The following is an 18,829-nucleotide window of genomic DNA, read 5'->3' on the forward strand; positions in this document are numbered from 1 at the left end:
ACGTGAATCGCTTTTCAATGAGTTTGTTTTCTAAAGTAAAGAGGGGGAAATTATGTTGAAGTTGCTTATTGCCTTAGGTCTAATGGTTCCATTTTTTTCAGTGGCGGCTGACGAAGCTGATCACGTGATGATAACTCCGCAACAGATAACGTGGGGGGATGCTCCAAAGTCGTTGCCCAAAGGGGCTAAAGTGTCGGTTCTGTACGGTGATCCCGCAGTGGCAGGACCATTTGGTATGCGACTAAAGCTACCGGCGAATTATTTGATTCCGCCGCATTTCCATCCCCAAGATGAAAACATCACCGTGATCTCGGGAACTTTCATGATGGCCAAAGGAGATGATGCGAAAGGGAAGATGATGAAGCTGCCCGCTGGAAGCTTTGCGCGCATGAAGGCCGGAACACATCACTTTGCTCGCGCAGAAAAAGAAACTGTTGTGCAGCTAAATGGTATGGGACCATGGGCAATCACTTATATTAACCCCGCTGATGATCCGCGTGCTGCCAAAGAGTTGACTCAGCGTTAACAATGGATCGGTGCCAGGTCCTATTTACGGAAGTTTGCATAGCGTGAAGTGATCTTCTTCCAGGTGCCATCAGTCTTCATATCTTGAAGCGCTTTGCTGGTGGCATCGATGTCTTTTTGTTTGGTGATGTTCTTGTGAAAATAGATCCTAGAATCAAACAAAACTTGTAAAAATAGAATTAAATCGGATCTGAAAGTACATTCTCCATGGTCATTCCGCGACAAGTCCTCAGTCGTATGAATGCAAAGAGGGCAATATCTGGATACCCAAAGCGGATATCCTTCAGCGTGGAAGGGGTGTGACATATGTTAAGTAGTCTGATTCTGTTTCTGACAGCGCCCATTTTTGCCGCAAGTTTGACCTGCCAGACTGGCAGCTTTCGCATGCCCTATGATGGGGCAACCAAAGTGGTTAAAGCGCAAACATATTGTTTCAATGAAGACCGCACCGAACTCTATTCTAAAGACTGTCAAAGTCGTAAATGCTCGGCCTTTAATCTTGAAATCCAAGTGAAGATGGCAGATTTGTTGAATGAATCAAGTAACCCAGGCTTCAACCTGTGCCGCAAACTTGGCGGAAAGCCGGAGCTTTTGCAATTCGAGGCCTCTGCGGAATGGTTTGCCCTGGATCGCTTTAATTTCAAAGACGGCGCCTTCGTCAGTACCGGCGAACTTATGCGCCACTACTTGCATAAACCAAATAGACTATCAATCGACCATATCCTTAATGGACGCTACAATCTCGCGGCATTTTTGCAAATTTGATTCGGCAGAGTGGCGATTTAAAATCGCATACAATTTCCATCCCGTCGAAGGAATTTTAAATTTAGAGACGGCGAGAAGTTTTAGTTCTTCAACGGTAAAATAATCCAATTGAAAAGGTGCTACCGCATAGCCCCCAAGAATCAAGGCACGCGCACTGAAGTGATCTTCGATATAGTAAGCGCGTTGATAGTCATTCAAGCTGTCATACCAGTCATCACGGATGCGGTCGCCTACAATCACTGGTAAATCTTTGAGCTCTTCTGGGGACTTGGCTTTTGCAATCTGCGGAAATTTAGATTTCAATCCCACGATACCGACGGTCTCATCCTTAATCTCGATACAATAGCGTGGATCGCGCAGGGGTTTTGAGTGGGATAAAACAAAAGCCATATCGATGCGATCACTGTTGATGGCTTCAAGTGCCTTGGCCGAGCGCACAGTAAAGACGCGCGTTTCATCTAAAAGATCCGTTTCCTCCAATGCGGGTAGCAAGAACTTTCGAGTGACATATTGAATGGCCGCGATCTTTAGGGAGTTTGGCTGACTGCCGGGTTCTTTCAATAGATCTGAAACCGACGACTTTTGTCCTTTAAGGTGCTCGGCCAATCGAACAGCGGAATCGGTCAGCTTCAATGCGCCAAGACCTCGTCCCCGTGAAAACAGCGCAAAACCCAGCTCTTCTTCAAGACGTTTTATCGCCATGCTTAAAGCGGACTGGGAAATGTGCAATTCCTTCGCGGCTTTGGAGATGCTTTTAAGCTCAGCGCACTTAAGGAAGTAAATAATGTTCTTAGAGTAGATCGTCGCATTCATAAATAAGTAATATCAATATTTAAACATCAAATAAATCGGTTTTACCTATTTTAGAAATCTTTGTATTACTCAGCACGTTGGAGGTCAAATGTTTGTTCTGCTGCTTTCGATTTTATTGCTTCCTCAGGCCAGTTGGGCCATGAAAAGTGTGCCATTCGCGATTCCATCCGCGGACCGTCAAACTGTGCTCACTGGGGAAATTGACTTTCCCGATACAGAGTTTGGTGAGCCCTTGCCAGCAATAATACTGGTTGGCGGAACAGGGCTGTTCGATCGGGACTACTATTTTGGTAATTCAGGAACGGAAGTTGATTTTCTATTTCGCGATCTTGCAAAAAAAGCGACTGGTAATGGCTTTGCCGTCGTCCGGTTTGACTATCGGGGAGTGCTATGTAATCAGCGCACGGCTCCCGCTTGCCCAAGCTGCAAAACTGATTTGGAGGTTAGGCAGAACTATGCGCAACACTGTATTGACAACAAAGTAAGAGAAACGGTTACGCCGAATTCCATTCGTGACGATATCGTCAGCATTTATAATTTTGTCCTGAAAGATCCCGCGGTTGATTCAAGACGGGTGATTTTGTTGGCTCACTCTGAGGGAACAGTTCATGCATCCTATCTTGTGCACGAAAAGCGCATTCAGCCCCGGGGTCTTCTTTATGTGGGAGCAGTGGGGGATAGTCCCAAGTCCCTAATCCAGTGGCAAGCAACTGATATTCACGGGAAAATCGCCACACTGTTATGGTGGCCCATGGATTCAAATAAAGACCGATCCATCAGTAACGGGGAAGTCAGCAGCAGCTGCCGGCTGATGGGCATTCCCGAAACAGCCTGCGCCACGTTGTTGTCACCGGTTGGGCAATGGACAGAGGACAGCTTGAAATATCGATTGGAGCAGGAGTACCAAGTGGCGCTGAGAGATGCTTTAGCTCAAGCTGACCAGGCACCTTTTTATTCCGAGAACACTGATTTGGGTGTCGTCTTCGCAAGCTACGCTTGGTGGAAAATGTTCTTTGTCGATACCACAGATGTGGCATCTCTGTTGAGAAACTATTCCGGGAAAGTCTCTATCAGTAATGGCGAAATAGACATTTCTACTCCCGGAAACCGGGAGTTACCTTTCTTTGAAAAGCTAAACAGGGGTGAGCAAGTGCGCATAAACCTTTTAAAAGGCAAAGGACACAGCCTGGGGCCTCATAAACAAGTTGGACCGATACCAGAGGAGTCATTTCAGCACCTAATGACTGAAGCCCATTGGATATTAGATTCCAATAATTAGAAGGATATGATCGAAACGTTCTATTATACATGGCATTAGTGGTCTGGCATAACTCATCCCATAACGAACTAAACAAATTTAAAAGGATGAATTATGAACACGGTGAAAGCTCTTATCGCAGTAATGGTTTTGGCAGCAGCTCCAACAGCAATGGCACGTGAGTGCACAGATGCGAATGGCAACGATATCTCTAATCAGCCTCCAGTATTCCAGGAATTGATTTCTAAATCTGAAAACTGCTATCAGGCGGTAGAGCTTGCAAAAGCTTGTGCTTGGGGATCAAGCCTTGATGTCAGAACGGCTTCTTTGGCTTACGGTGTTTGCGAAACTGAATTGGCAACTCTTAAACCTGCAAAAGTAGATACTGATTTGCTAGCGACCATGAATGAGCGTTGTGGTGCTCATCACGACCCGAACGGTGGAACAATGGCTCGCTCTTTCACAGCGTACTGCCATTTGAATGCAATCGACTTTATTGTTTCCATGATTCCTCACCAAGAAGTATTCTAAATAAGAAACCCGGGCTAATCCCCGGGTTTTTTTCTTTCTCGGACAGGTATAGAATCTCCCGAGAGCGATTCCTCCGCAGCTTAAATCAAAGTCTTAACCAGATATTCATCCCAAGGTGAACCATCGGGCGCGGCTTTGGTCGTACTAGCTTGTGAATTTTCTTTCCTCTGCCATAATTAGGTCTTCTAAGGAGGGAAGAAGTGTCTATTGCATATCGTATATTGGTCGGTTTATTGCTTACGAGCTCATCTGCTTTTTCAGCTGATTTGGGTTTGGGGCAGGGACGTTTGTTTTTGGGCTCGGCCCAGGTAAGTCCTTCAGAGTTAAATACGGAACTTACGGCTCAGGGAATTAAAAACGTCGATTTGAACAATCAATTTGGCATCGAGATCACTTTTCCCACTTTTGAGTATTTGCAGCTGGGGCTGCGCTATTCACATCACCTCCTAAGTCAGGATGCCAGTACCTCCGGCAATGATTATAAAGCAAGTCTTACCCAAGACAGTATGATGGGCGTCGCCCGTATTCCTTTGGTGAAATCCGACGTCGTCCGTTTTGATCTGTTTGCGGGAGTCGGGGCAAGTAAATCCAGTTACACCATCAAATCTGCATCTCAGGATGGAAAGCTTGAAAAGGATGTCAGTCCCATAGCCGCAGCGGGTGCTTCCGTGGCGGTTGGTTACAAGAAGTTCTTTCTGTTTTTTGAAGGTGGATATGAAAGCAATAAGCTTGATGACTTAAGCTCATCGGGCACCATTAATACTAACGTCAAATCCATAGATCTGTCGGGCTCGTACCTGTTGATGGGACTGATGTTTGACGGAATTCCGATTTTTTCCAAATAGAAGAATCAAAACAATCTTGTCTTAATAGGATGATCTATGAAAAAGCTATTTCTAATTTTCCCTTTCGCTCTGTCCATTCTTAGTGGCTGCGCGGGAATGAAAGTCGTGGACCCCAATAAGCCCGACAACAAAGGCACATTGCAGGTGGACTACTCTGGTGGCTCCCCTAAATTGGTAGGAACTTACACTTGCACGATGGTTGGCGCCAATGGCAAGCGCGTCTATGCCACTGGTAAAAGCACAGAAGAAGCCCGGCAAGAAGCTATCGCCAAATGCCAGGACCAAACTGTGATTTCATTCTGCAAGGATTCGAAAATTTCCTGCGAGAAAAATTAATTTAAATAACTGTTTTATCGGACGGCAAGTTTTGCCAGTAAATCCGCAACTTGCTTGTCGCTAAGGACTTGGGCATTGTGGCAAGTTCCCTTGCTGCCCGGGAATATTTTAGTACACTGAATCCCATTCGACGACGGTGACGTGGCCGGGCCTGGGTTCAGTGAACAATCATGCTGAACAGCGTATTCATTGATAACTTCCAAACAGGCATGTTCGGACATGCAAATTCTGGATGCCTGAGCGTTTGATCCAGGCATCAGACTTTCCATTAAAGTTACTTTTGCATTCGGGTGATTAATTTCACATTCAACCAAACCCTTTGAATTTGGAACGGACTCTTCAGCAGGGATGTCTTCTGTAGAGTCGCTGATCGGCTGGTAGCTTGTGTCCCCAGAGCCTAGGGAGGCCTTTGTCATTTCAACTTGCGAAAGGCTAACCGGACTGCAGTTTTGGAAGCTTAAAACTAGCAGTGTGAAGAATCCAAGTGCAACAAGGTTTCGCATAGTCATCTAAGTCCCCTTTGTTAATGGAAGTAATTGCAATTTGTATTCCTAAACAAACGGAGCCAATTCGACCTTGATTCTCATAAACGACTCGATATGAGAAGGGGATGTCACAATACTGACGTTGACGATTAGTTCGACTGTGGTTGCGTTATCATTGCTAAAAACTAATTACCCGCAAAGACATTCTTACAGAGAGAAAGATGGGACTTCTGGGACCAGATCTTGGTCAACTCTTGGCTAAAGGGTGTGTGAAACCTTTTGGATTTGTGCAGAGCTTGTTCAATTAAAGCCAACCACATCAGTGCCTTGTCTTTTTCGGCAAGCCATTGCTCTGACGTTGGTGGAAGATATTCTGCTTTTCCTGAAGTGATGTGATCAAACTTGATCTGAAATTCAAAGTGACCCATTGAATCGACAATCTTCCATGGAGGTACTGCGAATTTCACTTGGTCATCAATTAGGATGGTGCGATCCACATGGGCGCCGGGAAGCACTCCAGCAAGGTTTTTCTTGTATCGGTCGGCAAAGCCCAGGGACTGGTCAGTTGAAACTTCTATTAGATTATCTTTGGAAAGTACCTTATAGGAAATATCAAAAGCCGAGCGACCCGATGGCAACTTGAAGGCCTTAAGCAAAGCTTCATTGCGGGATTGCCCGCCGCCGCTAAAAAAGCTGATGCGAACATCAGGATACTGAAGAAGTCTTTCCAGCACTTCGCCCAAGTGATCAGTGGGGCGATAGGTCTTGTGCTCGACAGTAATGGCTTTGTTGTCCATTTGATTTTTATTATCAGGATCAATGGTATAGAAGGTCGTCCAATCGATATCAAAGACCACGTCAATAGGCGCAGCCGAAGCCGAGCCTACCTGAGCGCAGATCAATAATAGCAGTCCCACAAACCATGATTTCATCAGAGCCAAGGAATGCCAGGATTATGCCATTCAGAGAAGGCATCAAATCCAATGTATTCGGATACATCAGCTCTTTGAATCCAAAGTGAAGTGCATAGGCGCCCAAATGGGGTGTGCTGATTTAAGTTTAGACACCTGAGGAAAGATCGCTATTCTGAATCCGAATTGAAGATCGAGTTAACAACTGCTAGTTTCAGAGGTGTTAATACGTCCTTTATAAATTCAAGATCTGGTTGAATGTCTCTACCAACTTCCTCAAAAAGTTGACTATCGGAATGATTATTAACTGACACCTAAATCTTTAGTCAGTGGTAGTTATGATAAGTCAATCCGGGTCCCTCGAAATTCAAGCGAACTCTCGTTTCAACAATCTGCTTTCTGGTGTTTTATTTGTAGCACTGGGATCTTCCAGTTACGGAATGCTTTCGACGTTTGTGAAGCTGGCTTATAAGCAAAACTTTACCACGGCGGAAGTCACGATTTCTCAGGTCATCTGGGGCGTTCTGATTCTGACGATCATGAATGGATTGTTTAATAAGACTGCTGAAAAAATGAAATCTCAGGATCTGCGTCATTTGCTGATTGCAGGATTGCCAGTCGGATTGACCAGTGTTCTGTACTATTCGTCGGTGAAGTACATCGATGCTTCAGTCGCGGTCGTGCTATTGATGCAGTCAGTGTGGATGGGGATTGTGGTCGAGTCGATTCGCAGCAAACGCGCCCCGGGTTTTGAAAAATTACTTGCAGTCATGATCGTGCTATTTGGTACTTTGATGGCCACCAATGTTTTTGGTGCCTCCCATAAATTGGATATGCGGGGAGTGGTGCTGGCAGTTTTGTCGGCGATGTCCTTTAGCTGGGCCTTGGCTTCAACCCAAAGCGTGGCGGCCCACTTGCATCCCATCAAGCGCAGTCAGATCATGATGTTTGGTGCGTGTATCATCGTGGGTATTTTTGGATTTCTGACTCAGCTGGGGCCTTACTATTTGAATGTCCATGTGCTGAGCGAGGAATTCACGCGCAATCAGGCTTTTGATTTTTCGATTTTCTTGTCTTATGGATTTATCATTGCGGTTTTTGGTACTGTCATCCCGCCGATCATGCTGAACAAGGGCTTCCCCATTGTGGGAGTCGGTTTGGGAAGCATTATCTCGGCTGTAGAGTTGCCATTTGCGATGACGATTTCATTCTTGGTTTTAAATGAAAACGTTGTCGGTACCCAGTGGTTGGGTGCCATGATCATTATTATCGCGATTGTTCTGCTGAATTATAAAATGACTTCACCGCGCGAAAAAGCTCCCGCATCTGCCAGCAGTTGAAGGACCTGAAGGTCCTTCTTATCGACCTGGCAACTTTTCCCGGCATTCAAGCTTAGAATCAGTTTGTGCAGGCTGCTGCCCTTTGTGCCTTCGATCAATGCTCCGCCAAAACTAAAATATACTTTAGACTTTGAGATCTGGCTTTGCTGCCACAATATCGGGGACTTCGTGCTGCGCAGGCTGATGTGCGATTTTGCAGTTAACTTTAAAGTCGTATGAGGAATGGTTTTAAATCCTTGCGACGAGATGTGCTTCATCCAGGACTTCAAAAAGGTTTCCTGCAGTTCCTGCTGAGTCATTTTTTGCAACATCTCGATGGATTGCTGATAAGCCGGTGGAAGCTCGGTGACTTCGCCGGATTGGTTATGGCGAGTTTTAAAACGAGTTGTTCCCATGGATGACAATGTTTCCGAATGAGAGTCCAAAAGACTTTTCAAGGTCTCTGTCACCATTTCTTTATGGGACTTATCCACCCACACACCCAGGCTCCAGGTCGCACTGAAAGAACCATCGGATTCGGCAATATGCCACGCCGAAGAAGGCCAATAGGTGATATCGCCCGGGCCGGCCTCTAAAAGCTCCGAATGTTTTTTGTGCTTTTCATAACTGAAGGCGCGGTCCAATGATGGATTCTTTTTCACGTATTCAGGGCTCCACAGGCGGAATTTCTTTTTACCCACCACCGGGAAGCTAAAAACACCACAGGAATCCACGTGAACCCCAAACGGAGTCTTGCGGTAGTTCCCCAGGTAAAGACCCATTTCAGAAAAGCGGTTGGGAAAACCCACGTGCTGATAAAGCTGGTCAGTGAAATCTGTAAGTAGGTGCTGCTTGGATAAGTTAACCTGCAATAGTTCATCGCAAACCAGGCAGTAGTCCGGGAACAGAGCCTTCATGCGCTCGTGATAACCCAGCAGGGACTTGTCAGATTTTTCAGGCAGAACTTGGAGGACCTCTTCCGGGTCGGCCTTAAAGCCATCGATATAAAACTTGAAACCCTCAGAGTCGTTTAATTTGCGGCAGCGGTCGGCAAAGAGCACCAATAGCTTAAAGATTTCATCGGCACTGATTTCACGCAGGCTTGATTGAACGTTTTTTAAGGCAAGGGGCTTTTTTTCCCAGATGTTTCTGGCAAAACCGGTCCAAAATTTCTGATCAAGCTGAGCTGGTGAAGCCACAGTAACTCCAAAGGGCGTAATTGAAAGGGATTCTGGAAGATTCCTTTAGAATCCATTTTGAGTCAAATAAAGCCCGGAGCTTGTAAATTTATCAACGCTTTTGAACGCCCCTCATAACACCTTGTGATGATGGGGGATTTAGCATAAATAGTACCCCTCTGGAGACCCCTTAAATGAACTCACCTGCCGTCACTTTTCAAGATACCATTCAGACCATCGAGCTTAAGCGTGACGTGACCAAGCACATGAAGCAGGGGCATCGTTGGCTCTTTGCCAATTGCTTTGAAGACGGCCGTAATCTGAAGTCGGGGATTCATCTTTTAAACTACAAAGGCGAGGTTTTAGCCCTGGGGATTTGGCAAGGGGATACGCAGTTGCGTTTCCGTGTTTTGGTTTTGGCGGATGAACCTATTTTTAGACGCAACAACATGAAGCGCACCCTGGAGCTTTACTTTGAAAGTCAGTGGCGCAAAGCCGTTGAAATTCGCAGAACCTTTGATCTTTCTGTCACGAACTCCTTCCGTTTGATTAACGGGGAGGGTGACGGCTTGCCAGGTTTGATTATTGATATCTATAACGATACTGCTGTGATTAAGCATGATCACGCGATCATGGAAAAGACCTGGAATGCGCAAGCGATTGCTGAAAAACTTCAGGCGGATTTCCCTCAAATCAAATGCGTTTATCTTAAGCGCCGCAATGATGCCGATGAAAAGGGTGTCAACATCGTCGGAACTTTGGCACCTGAAACGCAGTTTTTGGAAAACGGTGTTCTTTTTGCCTCGAACATCCGTGATGCTGCAAAAACGGGTTTTTTCCTGGATCAACGCGACAATCGCAAAATGATTCAGAACTTTGCCAAGGATAAAACAGTTCTAAATCTTTTCAGCTACACCGGTGGATTTTCAATTTTCGCTGCCAAGGGCGGCGCTAAAGAAGTGACTAGCGTGGACATCGCGAAAGTTGCCATTCAGGCTGTTGCCCGGAATTTTGAAATCAACGGACTGCAGACGGTTCACCATGATGTGGCCACCGATGCTTTTGCATATCTTGAGCAGCTGAACACAGAAAAGAAAAAGTACGACATCGTGATTACGGATCCCCCAAGCTTTGCGCCAAATGAAAAATCAGTGGAGCAGGCCAAAGCTGCCTACACCAAAGTTTTTTCAAACTCGATCAAGCTTGTGAACCCAGAAGGGTTGTTTGCTGCGAGTTCGTGCTCCAGCCATATCTCCACAAAAGAATTTATGGATATTTGCCAAGAGGCGTTTTCCCGCTCTCGTAAAAAGGCCACTTTGGTTTATATGGGTGGACAGCCTGTGGATCATCCTTATCCTTTGGCAATGGAAGAGCTCCGTTACCTTAAATTTGCCTTGTTCCGTTTGGATTAAATTTATTTGGAACGGACTCTTTGTCTCATTCAGGGATTTCCCTGAATGTACTAAGGTTAAATGAGGCGAAGTCCGTTATTCTAGAGTATATGGACAACTTGAAAATCGCCTTTGGTTTATTAACTATGATCTCACTTCTGGGTTGCAGTAAGTTTGAAACTCAGACCCCTTCGTCGAGCACTGAGGGTGTGCAATCCAATCCTTCCCCGGTCGCAACACCGAAGCCTACAGTAAGCCCGACAGTGACACCTACGGTGTCTCCGACGGTCACTCCCACAGCGACACCCACAGTTACTCCAACGCCGACGCCAACGGTATCTCCGACAGTAAGTCCTACGGTGACTCCGTCTCCGAATCCGACGATGGCGGCGATTGTGGCAGGGCAAACGGCGACTTCCCATGAAGCTGTTATTCCGGATATTCAATATGAATGGCAAAGAAAGCCAGGGATTATCATGCAGTCGCCATCGGGTGCTGATATTCCAAGTTGGTTTGAACATTCCAAGCCTGAGTGGTGTTACATTTTAAATTCGTGGTTGCAGGTTTTTGAAGCTGAAGGAAATACAGCGAAGAATACCCGCGTGCAGTATCGTAATATGAAAATATATGTTCTGTCCCAGGCCACCCGGAAATGGAGTCTGTTGAAGAACGACGTTTCCCCTTATACTGATACTTGGAAATATCCATTCACGTTTGCCTCCAGTAACGGCACACGCGTTGAGTCCTCTGGAGGATTGTCTTTTAAGCCCAAGTATCCATTGTTTGCCCATGGTTACGGAACACATTCAACGATAGTTCCCCAGGATATTCGCGCTGTCTTTGTCAGCATGGATACCAGATTGGTATTGGAAAATGCCAGCGGCGCGGACGATCGTAACGTTGCCAAGTATCTGGTCAACGTTGGTGCTGACTATTGGCCGAATGCTCAAGCAGTTAATACCAGCTGGAGTTACGCACCTGGCGTAGGGCAAGGGCGCTTTATTCTAGCCACGCCTGACTGGCGCAAAGCTGTGATGGTCGTTCCAAATGGCCGCTATGGCTCCAACATGCAGGAAATGATCGATAACCCACCACCATTGGATTAATGCTTTTTCTTTGGTGTTCGAAGAGTGTGACATAATACTTCAAGCACCTAGACCTTTGTCTTAAAGTCTTCCTGAAATTCACTCTGAATGCTTCTCAATGGAAAAATCCTGGCCTAAAGTATTGCGTATTATCTGCAATCGGAGGAAATCCATGGGAAGTGTTGTTTCATTCATCAATCAAAAGGGCGGCGTTGCCAAAACAACCACGGCTATTAATGTGTCAGCACAATGGGCTAAGGAAGGTAAGAAGATTTTGTTGGTGGATCTGGATCCACAGTCTTCAGCAACTCGTGCGATTTTTGGCGACACGGATTTTGAAAACACGATCTTTGACGTTTTAACTGGTGAGCTGGAAGCGAGCGAAGCGATCGTTCAATCAGAAGCATTCGGCATTGACGTTATTCCAGCCGAGATCATGCTAAGCGGTATCGAAATTCACCTGGCTACAAAGTTTGGTCGTGAAAGTGTTCTGAAAAGAGCCTTGGCAGAAATTAAAGAGAACTACGATATCGTGGTGATTGATTGCTCTCCGTCACTGGGGCTTTTGACTGTGAATGCCTTGATTGCCTCCAAGGACATCGTTATTCCTATTTGCCCTGAGTATTTCTCGTTGAAGGGTATCGACTTGATTTTGGATACTTTGAAACACATCCACACAGGCCTGGGTCATAAAATTGAAGTTCGTGGAATTATTATCTCCAAGTACCGCAATCGTAAAATCGTGGAAAAAGTTATCAACGATCTGCGCACGCTGTACACGATTCCGGTATTCAACAACTACATTCCGGAATCCATTGTGGTCGAAGAAGCTCATCACAATCACCTGCCGATGTTGGAGTACTCTCCAAAAAATCCAGCGGGTCTGGCTTTGGCAAATCTTGCTGCGGAAATGTGGGCTTGAGCACCATCAACCCGCTCTTTCTAGATTCAACGAAACCAGTTGGTGACAAAGTCGTCACCAACGTGGAGCTGTTGCGCGTGGAATTGCAGCCCGGCGAGTCTTTGTTCTTTGAACTGACGGATGAGTTTGGTTTCGAGCAAAGATACGAAATGAAAAAGCTTGAGACAAAAAAATCGGTGAAGTACACCGCCGAGGTTTGGTTGAAGTACCAACATCAAATTCAGTATCGTTTTTTGACTGTATTGGATGGGGTGGAGATTCAGACGTCGCTCATGCGCGAAATTTGTGCGGGGCATATTATCTCTGAAAAATGGGAACCTTGCGCCGAAGGTGAGTTTGTAAAAACCAAAAAAAATAAACGAGCCGCTTCTAAATCGGGTCCCACTACCAAAGATAGAAATGCTCCGCCCACTATTAAGGCTACCGCTTCTAAACCCCTGTATGAGCCCCATTTGCTCAATCAAATTAAGTCCCTGATAGACGACTTGTTGTAGTTAGGGGATCCCATCTTAGCTCGTTGCGTAAAGGGATGAGCGGATTCAAGTTTAATTAAACTAAATGCCATGGCGAATCCGAACTGTTCCATGAAAAATATGAGAATTACAAAATAAGTAACTATTTATTCCTCTTGTACACAAATGTGATTCGTATTAAGTGTGGGCAAAAAACAGGAGAATCCTATGAAACTATTGATTGCATTGGCTTTGGCTCTTCCGATGTTCGCGCACGCATATGGCGACCAGTACGTAAACCGTTCTGAAAACCCTTACGTTCCTCAAGAAGGTAAAGTTTCCGCAAAGCAAATTTGCGTTGACGAAAAAAATGAAAAATTCCGCGTGTTCGTTCCAAAACACACGAAAGAATACTGCAAATCTATCCGTTGGGATCGCTCAGATTCTCACTATCCAAAAAGAGTCTGCGTAGGTCGCACTGTTAAAGAAATCCCAGCACAAACAGTTTCTGTTTCTCCATTCTATGAAAAAGTAGTGTGCGTGAAATATGATCGTAAAGATTCAACACGTCCTAATTGCGTGAAGTCAGAACTTCGCACGGCGCAGTTCCCAACAAACTACATTCAATACACTTACGAAGCTGCTGACTGGCGCAAAGAGCGTCCACTTCGTGTTCAAGAAAAACAGATCGAAAGCTGCAAGTAGTAGCAATGAAAAAGGGGCCTAGGCCCCTTTTTTTTATTCTTTATCTACGGCCCTTGGCCATGATCATTGTATACTGAAGGCTTGGGTATCCTTCGATGTTTGATTTCTGATACTCCCGGACCGTTAAGCGTCCACCTTGAACTTCAAAAAAGTTGGTACTGGTGAAGTTCTTGCGATCTTCCAATACGCGCCCCGTTGCGCGGGTGTGGGAGATGGTCAGCTTCGTTCGACCATAACTTGCCAGCCTAAATCTAACGGGTTCGCCGCAGATAGTATCATTGCATATGCGGTAGCCTTTGGCATTCAGGGACCTATCGATTTCAATTTTGCCCCAGGCAGAGTCGCCTCCAACACGCGTCCAGGTACCAACCAGCTGTTCATTGGTGGCAAAGGCTGTACTAAAAAATAAAGTCGAGATTAACAAGAAACAAATTTTTAAAAATTTCATATAAATTCTTTCTATTTTAGTTCGCAGTTAATTGCTGAGCGTCTGTTGAAGACGGCGTTGGCTTTGGTTGAGGGCGTGGATGAGGAGGACGAGGGCGAGGCGGGAGGATACGCGGTCTCCACTCACACTTGCGCACGCGGTGATAAGTTTCGGTGTCAAAGTGATTGAACGGATTCCTGCTCCCGAAGCTGTAGTATTCATCGACTTTTAGACGGTTCTTGTTTGTGAGTTTTACTTCTTGATAGCGGGGATTGAGGCCTCGGTAAGTGATGACTCCCGATGTATAGTCTCCTGATGGTTCGGAAGATGTCCCAAAGGCCATAAGAGTTCCATTTTGATCTTTTACTTTCAAAGGGCCGATTTTTTTATAGCTGTTCGCTGTTACCAGGTCGGAAGAAATCACCAGGCATTTTTTTCCTGATTTCCAGATGCCTTCAAAATCCTTGGATGTTCCACTCTCCGGTGGTGTTGGAGGAGGTTCATCACCACAAAGACCATTCAAGTTGGACGTTGCGAGCCATGGTGTGTAGTCACCCTCTTCAACGTCGCCGACAATGGCAGCGCCAGTTCCATCTGGATTCAATGAGTATTTAGGCCCGGAGGCGTCGCCCCACCAATTACAGCTCGCATAGGCGCTTCGTGGTACGGGTGCATCGGTTGAGCCAATTCCACCCTCAGCCTGGTTACCGAATGAGTTTCTGGAGATCTTAATGTTGTTGTTAGGGTACCCTGACATTTGATTCAGATAGGCGCCATAGGCTCCCCCGGTGAATTCATTCTGGGTGATCGTGAGACCATCATTGGAGCCGATGATCCAAATGCCAATCATGTTTCTGTCAGGATTTGGCGGATTTTGAAAAGTATTGTTTGTGGCTGTAGAGCTGCCGGTATTCTTATAGATAATGCAAAGGCGACAATTTTCGAAGCTGTTGTTATCAATGGTGACATTGGAAATCACGGCTATTGGACCAGCACCTTCCAGATCTACAGCAACCACAGGATGATCTATAAACAGGTTTTCAGAAATAAGAACATTTGAAACAGAAATATTTCCCGCATTGTAAGCCATTATAGCTGACGAACTGCTGTTGATGAAAACGTTCTGTGTGATCGTCATCGGAGTTTCGCCTGTATTCATAATTCCAAGCGGGGTTTGGCTGTTTTTAAAAATACTGTTGCGAACTATCGTCCCGCTGACGGCATCATCAAGTTTAATGCCGAATACGACTGCGTTTGAAAGTTGAATCCCATCGAAAATCACTCCGCTAGCAGTTACAAAGAATCCGTGGGTCACTTGAATGTCGGATTCACTATATCCACCGGCATATCTAAGTTTTGCATCGACACCAGAATAGCGCCCTATGATTGAAATGGATTTACTGATCGAGATGGGGCCTTGCTCGCTGTAAATACCGGATTCAAGATTGATTGCATCGCCATTATTGCTGACGCCGATGCCGTAGCTAAGAGTTTTGCAGGGTTGCGCGTTGCTTTGGCAGTTTCCAGTGTCGGTTCCTGCGGGGGAGACATAAATATTCACGGCCATAGCTTGTGCGCTTAGCAGTAGTAAGGTCAGTCCAATCAAATACGTCGAGCGTTTCTTCATAAACATCCTTTTGTTGTTTTGGGAAGACTGTATTGAGTCTCGATTTCGAGAGTCAATACAGGCTGCTAAAGCACAAGTAAAAGGAGGATGCTTTACTTAGATTTGTTCGAGTTTTAGTGGAAACTCACCGTATACTTATGAGTGCGTATTAAATCCAATCCATTGCAGTAAACGGAATGTCGGTGCCAAGAAAATCCACGTCGATGGATTTCATTTTATCGAAAACCACAGGATCGTTTGCATTCCAGGCTGTGACCGTCAGCTTTTGAGCATGGCATTTTTGAACTAAGGACTGATCTATCCAATTCACGCTGAGAGAAATTCCATCGGCTTTGGCTGCGCGAACAATTTCGACCGGATTAAGCGGAAGGCCAAACAAAAGACATGTCGTTTTAATTTCTGGATTACTGGTTTTAAAATCGTGAAGCCATTGATGATTAAAAGAAATAACCGTGATTCGTGATAATGGAAAATTCTGATTTAAAATTTTACCGAGGTTCGCAAAGTCACCCAGGGATTTCAATTCAATCTGCAGTTCCATCGCCGTGTCTTGATAAAGCGTCAGAACATCTTCCAGCCTTGGCAAGGCGTCGCCTTCCTTGGTGCGAACTTCACTCAACTCATTCCAGGTTCGAGAGCTTAAAGGGCCAGTTGCTGTAGTCGTGCGATCCAAGGTGTCGTCATGATGGATCACCCACACTCCATCCACAGTCTGATGAATATCAAACTCCACCACGGTGACTTTGGAATCCAGCAAAGCTTTAAAGGAACGCATCGTATTTTCAGGAGCCCGGTCGCGGGAGCCTCGGTGACCCATTATTTTCATAAGGTTGATGATAGGGAATCGCAAGGATTTTGCCAACAGGTGGCTGATAGCGATAGAAATAAAAAACCCGAAGTTGAGTTCGGGTTTTTTCGATTTTTAATGGAGACTATTTTCGAACGGCAGCTTCGATGGTCGCGATGTCGATTTTTTGCATCGTCATCATGGAATCAAAAGCTTTCTTGGCGATTTTTGGATCGGCATGGGTTGTATAATCCAGCAACATTTTCGGAGTGATCTGCCATGAAAAGCCCCAGCGATCCTTGCACCAACCGCAGGCACTTTCCTTGCCACCGTTGCCAACAATGGCGTTCCAATACTTGTCTGTCTCTTCCTGATTTTCGGTTAAAATCATGAAACTGACAGCTTCATTGGGTTTAAAAATAGGGCCACCATTCAAGCCCACAAACTTGCGACCAAAAACAGTGAACTCGACCGTCAGTTCAACGCCTTCCTTGCCACTGGGAAAATCACCTGGCGCTTTGTTGACCCTGCCAACGGTGCTGTTTGGAAATGTGGAGGCATAGAATTTAGCGGCTTTGCTGGCTTCGCCATGGTCAAACCAAACGCAGGTTACAAGATCAGTCATGGGCTATCTCCTGGTGTTGTTAATTCAGTACTCATTGAAAGTGTAGTGGTGCCATCACTGTTGGTCAGCGACTTATTTCGACTTAGCTATCAGGCGTAAAATGTTTGATAACAGAAGTATGATGCGAGATTAGGGCTCGTCAGGAAGTTCGCTGGTGCTTTCGCAGATCAGGCCTTGCGGCTGCTGCTGGCACGCATAGAATTCGTTGTTCATGCTCGTAGCGTTTGTGATACGGCCGTAAATGATATTTCCCAGCTGCCAGAACTTCAATTGATCAAACTTCCAATCACGAGGGGTCTGTGCCAGTAGCAAGGCCACATCATAAAGCGCCATCGCAGCGTGAGAGCTGCCAGGAGTATAATAGAAACAACGGGGATTTCTGGCTATGAGTTCGCATGCGGAATCTTTGCAGGTGTAATCGTTGGTCACGATATCAACCGGAGAGTCAGCATGATAGACGGTGACTGAGCTTTCTGATCCAGCGGTCGTGATTGAGAATCCCATGAAGTTGTCAGTTGGCTTATTCAGGCCGATATTGTTCTGCTTGGCATAGATCTGCAAGGTGGCAAGCAGGTCCGCTTGATAGCCGGAATCAGAAGCCAACACATTTCCACAAAGAAAAAGCCCACATATAAACAGACTCAACGAGTTTTTCATATAAGGTAGATCGGAACCCAACCACATTACTTAACCAAACGTCCAAATGACTGGACTTAACCCGGTAAATCCCGACAACAGTATTGTTGCATTATGATCCAAACCCCGGAATTCTGTTCATGAACGTTTGCTTGGGGGATTTATGAGAAACGGTAAGCGCATAAACTTTGTGACGATGTGGATTCTGTCTGCGGGCCTGATGTTTTCAGGAAGCCTTATGGCTAAAGAAGCACAATACAAAAAACCTTCCGACGCTGAACTCAAGAAAACTTTGACGCCAATGCAGTACCAATGCACTCAGAACTCCATGACGGAAAAGCCTTTTGATAATGCCTATTGGAATAATAAAAAAGACGGCATCTATGTGGATATTGTCAGTGGCGAGCCGTTGTTCAGTTCCACTGACAAGTATGATTCCGGCACAGGGTGGCCCAGCTTCACCAAGGCCATTGATGAAAATGCGGTAGTCACCAGACCTGATCACGAACTTTCAGTGGAACGAACGGAATTGCGTTCCAAAGGTGCAGATTCCCATTTGGGTCACTTGTTTGATGATGGTCCCAAGGATAAGGGTGGCAAGCGCTACTGCATAAACTCCGCGGCCCTTCGCTTTATTCCCGTCGAGGAAATGGAAGCCAAAGGATACAGTCGTTATCTACCTCTATTTCCCAAATACAAAAAAGCCAAATAGCTACTTGAGGTCAGTCAGAAAACCGGTATCCTAAGTATATATGTCAGATCTTATCTATGTGGCCTTGTTGATCGTTGGAATACTGTTGATTTACTTTCGTCCGCTGGCGCGGGCGTCAGGGATTTCAATTTATTGGGAAATCGGAACCGGATCGCTGTTCGTTGTCTTGTTTGCGATTCATATGATGAACACCTATGTGGTCGAACGCGAGATCGAGCAAGGGCTGGCCAAAAAGCCTTGCGGGGCCTCCAGTCCTCAAGGACTTTGTTACAACCTGACTGCGGAAGTGTGTGAGACGGCCTGGAATTCCGCTGATAAGATTTGTCGGGAAGAGGCTGAGCCGACTTTAAAAGAGCGCCCCGGCGCTTTGATTGGTCCCATGGTGAATCGCTGTAAAGCACGCCGTATGGACAAGGTGCTGCGCTACAATCGAATCAAAGAAGACAACTCGCTATGCCGGGCTTACTTTAAGTACATTGATGAAAAGAATTAGG

The 18,829-nt window shown here is 45.8% G+C and carries 24 protein-coding genes and 1 riboswitch; of the genes, 14 read left to right on the top strand and 10 right to left on the bottom strand.

The window, feature by feature from the left end:
• Positions 1-52 precede the first annotated feature (52 nt).
• Positions 53-526, top strand: a complete 474-nt coding sequence (locus ACLVWU_RS06265) for a cupin domain-containing protein (protein ID WP_413578130.1) — start codon at positions 53-55, stop codon at positions 524-526.
• Between the two features lie 20 nt (positions 527-546).
• Here ACLVWU_RS06265 and ACLVWU_RS06270 read toward each other — a convergent pair whose 3' ends face one another.
• On the bottom strand, positions 547-687 hold the full coding sequence (locus ACLVWU_RS06270) for a hypothetical protein (RefSeq protein ID WP_413578131.1): 141 nt from the start codon (positions 685-687) through the stop codon (positions 547-549).
• Positions 688-831: 144 nt separating this feature from the next.
• On the opposite strand from ACLVWU_RS06270, the gene ACLVWU_RS06275 reads away from it, so the two are divergent.
• Positions 832-1,290: a hypothetical protein gene (locus ACLVWU_RS06275; RefSeq protein WP_413578132.1), complete on the top strand. Its 459-nt coding sequence runs from the start codon at positions 832-834 to the stop codon at positions 1,288-1,290.
• On the opposite strand, the gene ACLVWU_RS06280 is transcribed toward ACLVWU_RS06275, so the two are convergent.
• Positions 1,234-2,103 carry a LysR family transcriptional regulator gene (locus ACLVWU_RS06280; protein ID WP_413578133.1) on the bottom strand — a complete coding sequence of 290 codons (870 nt, stop codon included), beginning with the start codon at positions 2,101-2,103 and terminating at the stop codon, positions 1,234-1,236. The two genes, ACLVWU_RS06275 and ACLVWU_RS06280, sit on opposite strands and share 57 nt — an antisense overlap.
• A gap of 88 nt (positions 2,104-2,191) precedes the next feature.
• Between ACLVWU_RS06280 and ACLVWU_RS06285 the strand changes: the two genes are divergently transcribed.
• The 4 genes from ACLVWU_RS06285 to ACLVWU_RS06300 all read left to right on the top strand — a co-directional run bounded on the left by ACLVWU_RS06285 (position 2,192) and on the right by ACLVWU_RS06300 (position 5,073).
• Positions 2,192-3,382: a hypothetical protein gene (locus tag ACLVWU_RS06285; RefSeq protein ID WP_413578134.1), complete on the top strand. Its 1,191-nt coding sequence runs from the start codon at positions 2,192-2,194 to the stop codon at positions 3,380-3,382.
• A 93-nt stretch (positions 3,383-3,475) separates the two neighbouring features.
• Positions 3,476-3,892, top strand: a complete 417-nt coding sequence (locus ACLVWU_RS06290; protein WP_413578135.1) for a hypothetical protein — start codon at positions 3,476-3,478, stop codon at positions 3,890-3,892.
• Between the two features lie 200 nt (positions 3,893-4,092).
• Positions 4,093-4,737 (top strand): hypothetical protein, encoded by a 645-nt coding sequence (locus ACLVWU_RS06295; protein ID WP_413578136.1) that lies wholly within the window; start codon positions 4,093-4,095, stop codon positions 4,735-4,737.
• A 36-nt stretch (positions 4,738-4,773) separates the two neighbouring features.
• On the top strand, positions 4,774-5,073 hold the full coding sequence (locus ACLVWU_RS06300) for a hypothetical protein (protein WP_413578137.1): 300 nt from the start codon (positions 4,774-4,776) through the stop codon (positions 5,071-5,073).
• 14 nt (positions 5,074-5,087) lie between these two features.
• On the opposite strand, the gene ACLVWU_RS06305 is transcribed toward ACLVWU_RS06300, so the two are convergent.
• Together ACLVWU_RS06305 and ACLVWU_RS06310 are read right to left on the bottom strand one after the other, a co-directional pair.
• Entirely contained in the window at positions 5,088-5,582 is a 495-nt protein-coding gene (locus ACLVWU_RS06305) for a hypothetical protein (protein ID WP_413578138.1), read from the bottom strand.
• Between the two features lie 161 nt (positions 5,583-5,743).
• On the bottom strand, positions 5,744-6,490 hold the full coding sequence (locus tag ACLVWU_RS06310) for a hypothetical protein (protein WP_413578139.1): 747 nt from the start codon (positions 6,488-6,490) through the stop codon (positions 5,744-5,746).
• A gap of 192 nt (positions 6,491-6,682) precedes the next feature.
• Positions 6,683-6,780, top strand: a riboswitch (purine riboswitch).
• A gap of 27 nt (positions 6,781-6,807) precedes the next feature.
• Between ACLVWU_RS06310 and ACLVWU_RS06315 the strand changes: the two genes are divergently transcribed.
• Positions 6,808-7,809: an EamA family transporter gene (locus ACLVWU_RS06315; RefSeq protein ID WP_413578140.1), complete on the top strand. Its 1,002-nt coding sequence runs from the start codon at positions 6,808-6,810 to the stop codon at positions 7,807-7,809.
• Here the strand turns inward: ACLVWU_RS06315 and ACLVWU_RS06320 are convergent.
• On the bottom strand, positions 7,758-8,987 hold the full coding sequence (locus ACLVWU_RS06320; protein WP_413578141.1) for a JmjC domain-containing protein: 1,230 nt from the start codon (positions 8,985-8,987) through the stop codon (positions 7,758-7,760). The two genes, ACLVWU_RS06315 and ACLVWU_RS06320, sit on opposite strands and share 52 nt — an antisense overlap.
• Positions 8,988-9,160: 173 nt before the next feature.
• Between ACLVWU_RS06320 and ACLVWU_RS06325 the strand changes: the two genes are divergently transcribed.
• The 5 genes from ACLVWU_RS06325 (at position 9,161) to ACLVWU_RS06345 (ending at position 13,521) form a co-directional block, all read left to right on the top strand.
• Positions 9,161-10,378 carry a class I SAM-dependent rRNA methyltransferase gene (locus tag ACLVWU_RS06325; RefSeq protein ID WP_413578142.1) on the top strand — a complete coding sequence of 406 codons (1,218 nt, stop codon included), beginning with the start codon at positions 9,161-9,163 and terminating at the stop codon, positions 10,376-10,378.
• An 89-nt stretch (positions 10,379-10,467) separates the two neighbouring features.
• Positions 10,468-11,463 (top strand): hypothetical protein, encoded by a 996-nt coding sequence (locus ACLVWU_RS06330; protein WP_413578143.1) that lies wholly within the window; start codon positions 10,468-10,470, stop codon positions 11,461-11,463.
• 151 nt (positions 11,464-11,614) lie between these two features.
• Positions 11,615-12,364, top strand: a complete 750-nt coding sequence (locus ACLVWU_RS06335) for a ParA family protein (protein WP_413578144.1) — start codon at positions 11,615-11,617, stop codon at positions 12,362-12,364.
• Positions 12,361-12,858: a hypothetical protein gene (locus ACLVWU_RS06340; protein ID WP_413578145.1), complete on the top strand. Its 498-nt coding sequence runs from the start codon at positions 12,361-12,363 to the stop codon at positions 12,856-12,858. The genes ACLVWU_RS06335 and ACLVWU_RS06340 overlap by 4 nt, the downstream gene beginning before the upstream one ends.
• A gap of 186 nt (positions 12,859-13,044) precedes the next feature.
• Positions 13,045-13,521, top strand: coding sequence for a hypothetical protein (locus ACLVWU_RS06345; RefSeq protein ID WP_413578146.1), 477 nt, complete (start codon positions 13,045-13,047; stop codon positions 13,519-13,521).
• A gap of 40 nt (positions 13,522-13,561) precedes the next feature.
• Here ACLVWU_RS06345 and ACLVWU_RS06350 read toward each other — a convergent pair whose 3' ends face one another.
• The 5 genes from ACLVWU_RS06350 to ACLVWU_RS06370 all read right to left on the bottom strand — a co-directional run bounded on the left by ACLVWU_RS06350 (position 13,562) and on the right by ACLVWU_RS06370 (position 17,644).
• Positions 13,562-13,969, bottom strand: a complete 408-nt coding sequence (locus ACLVWU_RS06350) for a hypothetical protein (protein WP_413578147.1) — start codon at positions 13,967-13,969, stop codon at positions 13,562-13,564.
• A 16-nt stretch (positions 13,970-13,985) separates the two neighbouring features.
• Positions 13,986-15,575 (bottom strand): right-handed parallel beta-helix repeat-containing protein, encoded by a 1,590-nt coding sequence (locus ACLVWU_RS06355; protein WP_413578148.1) that lies wholly within the window; start codon positions 15,573-15,575, stop codon positions 13,986-13,988.
• 148 nt (positions 15,576-15,723) lie between these two features.
• Positions 15,724-16,401: a glycerophosphodiester phosphodiesterase gene (locus ACLVWU_RS06360; protein WP_413578149.1), complete on the bottom strand. Its 678-nt coding sequence runs from the start codon at positions 16,399-16,401 to the stop codon at positions 15,724-15,726.
• A gap of 106 nt (positions 16,402-16,507) precedes the next feature.
• Positions 16,508-16,987, bottom strand: a complete 480-nt coding sequence (locus tag ACLVWU_RS06365) for a VOC family protein (RefSeq protein WP_413578150.1) — start codon at positions 16,985-16,987, stop codon at positions 16,508-16,510.
• Between the two features lie 129 nt (positions 16,988-17,116).
• Positions 17,117-17,644: a hypothetical protein gene (locus tag ACLVWU_RS06370; RefSeq protein WP_413578151.1), complete on the bottom strand. Its 528-nt coding sequence runs from the start codon at positions 17,642-17,644 to the stop codon at positions 17,117-17,119.
• A gap of 199 nt (positions 17,645-17,843) precedes the next feature.
• Here ACLVWU_RS06370 and msrB point away from each other — a divergent pair, with 199 nt between their 5' ends.
• Positions 17,844-18,335: a peptide-methionine (R)-S-oxide reductase MsrB gene (gene msrB / locus ACLVWU_RS06375; protein ID WP_413578771.1), complete on the top strand. Its 492-nt coding sequence runs from the start codon at positions 17,844-17,846 to the stop codon at positions 18,333-18,335.
• A 40-nt stretch (positions 18,336-18,375) separates the two neighbouring features.
• Positions 18,376-18,828: a hypothetical protein gene (locus tag ACLVWU_RS06380; protein WP_413578152.1), complete on the top strand. Its 453-nt coding sequence runs from the start codon at positions 18,376-18,378 to the stop codon at positions 18,826-18,828.
• Position 18,829 lies beyond the last annotated feature (1 nt).

This window comes from Bdellovibrio sp. HCB290 (genome assembly GCF_047305925.1).
In the GTDB taxonomy this organism is placed as follows: Bacteria; Bdellovibrionota; Bdellovibrionia; order Bdellovibrionales; family Bdellovibrionaceae; genus Bdellovibrio.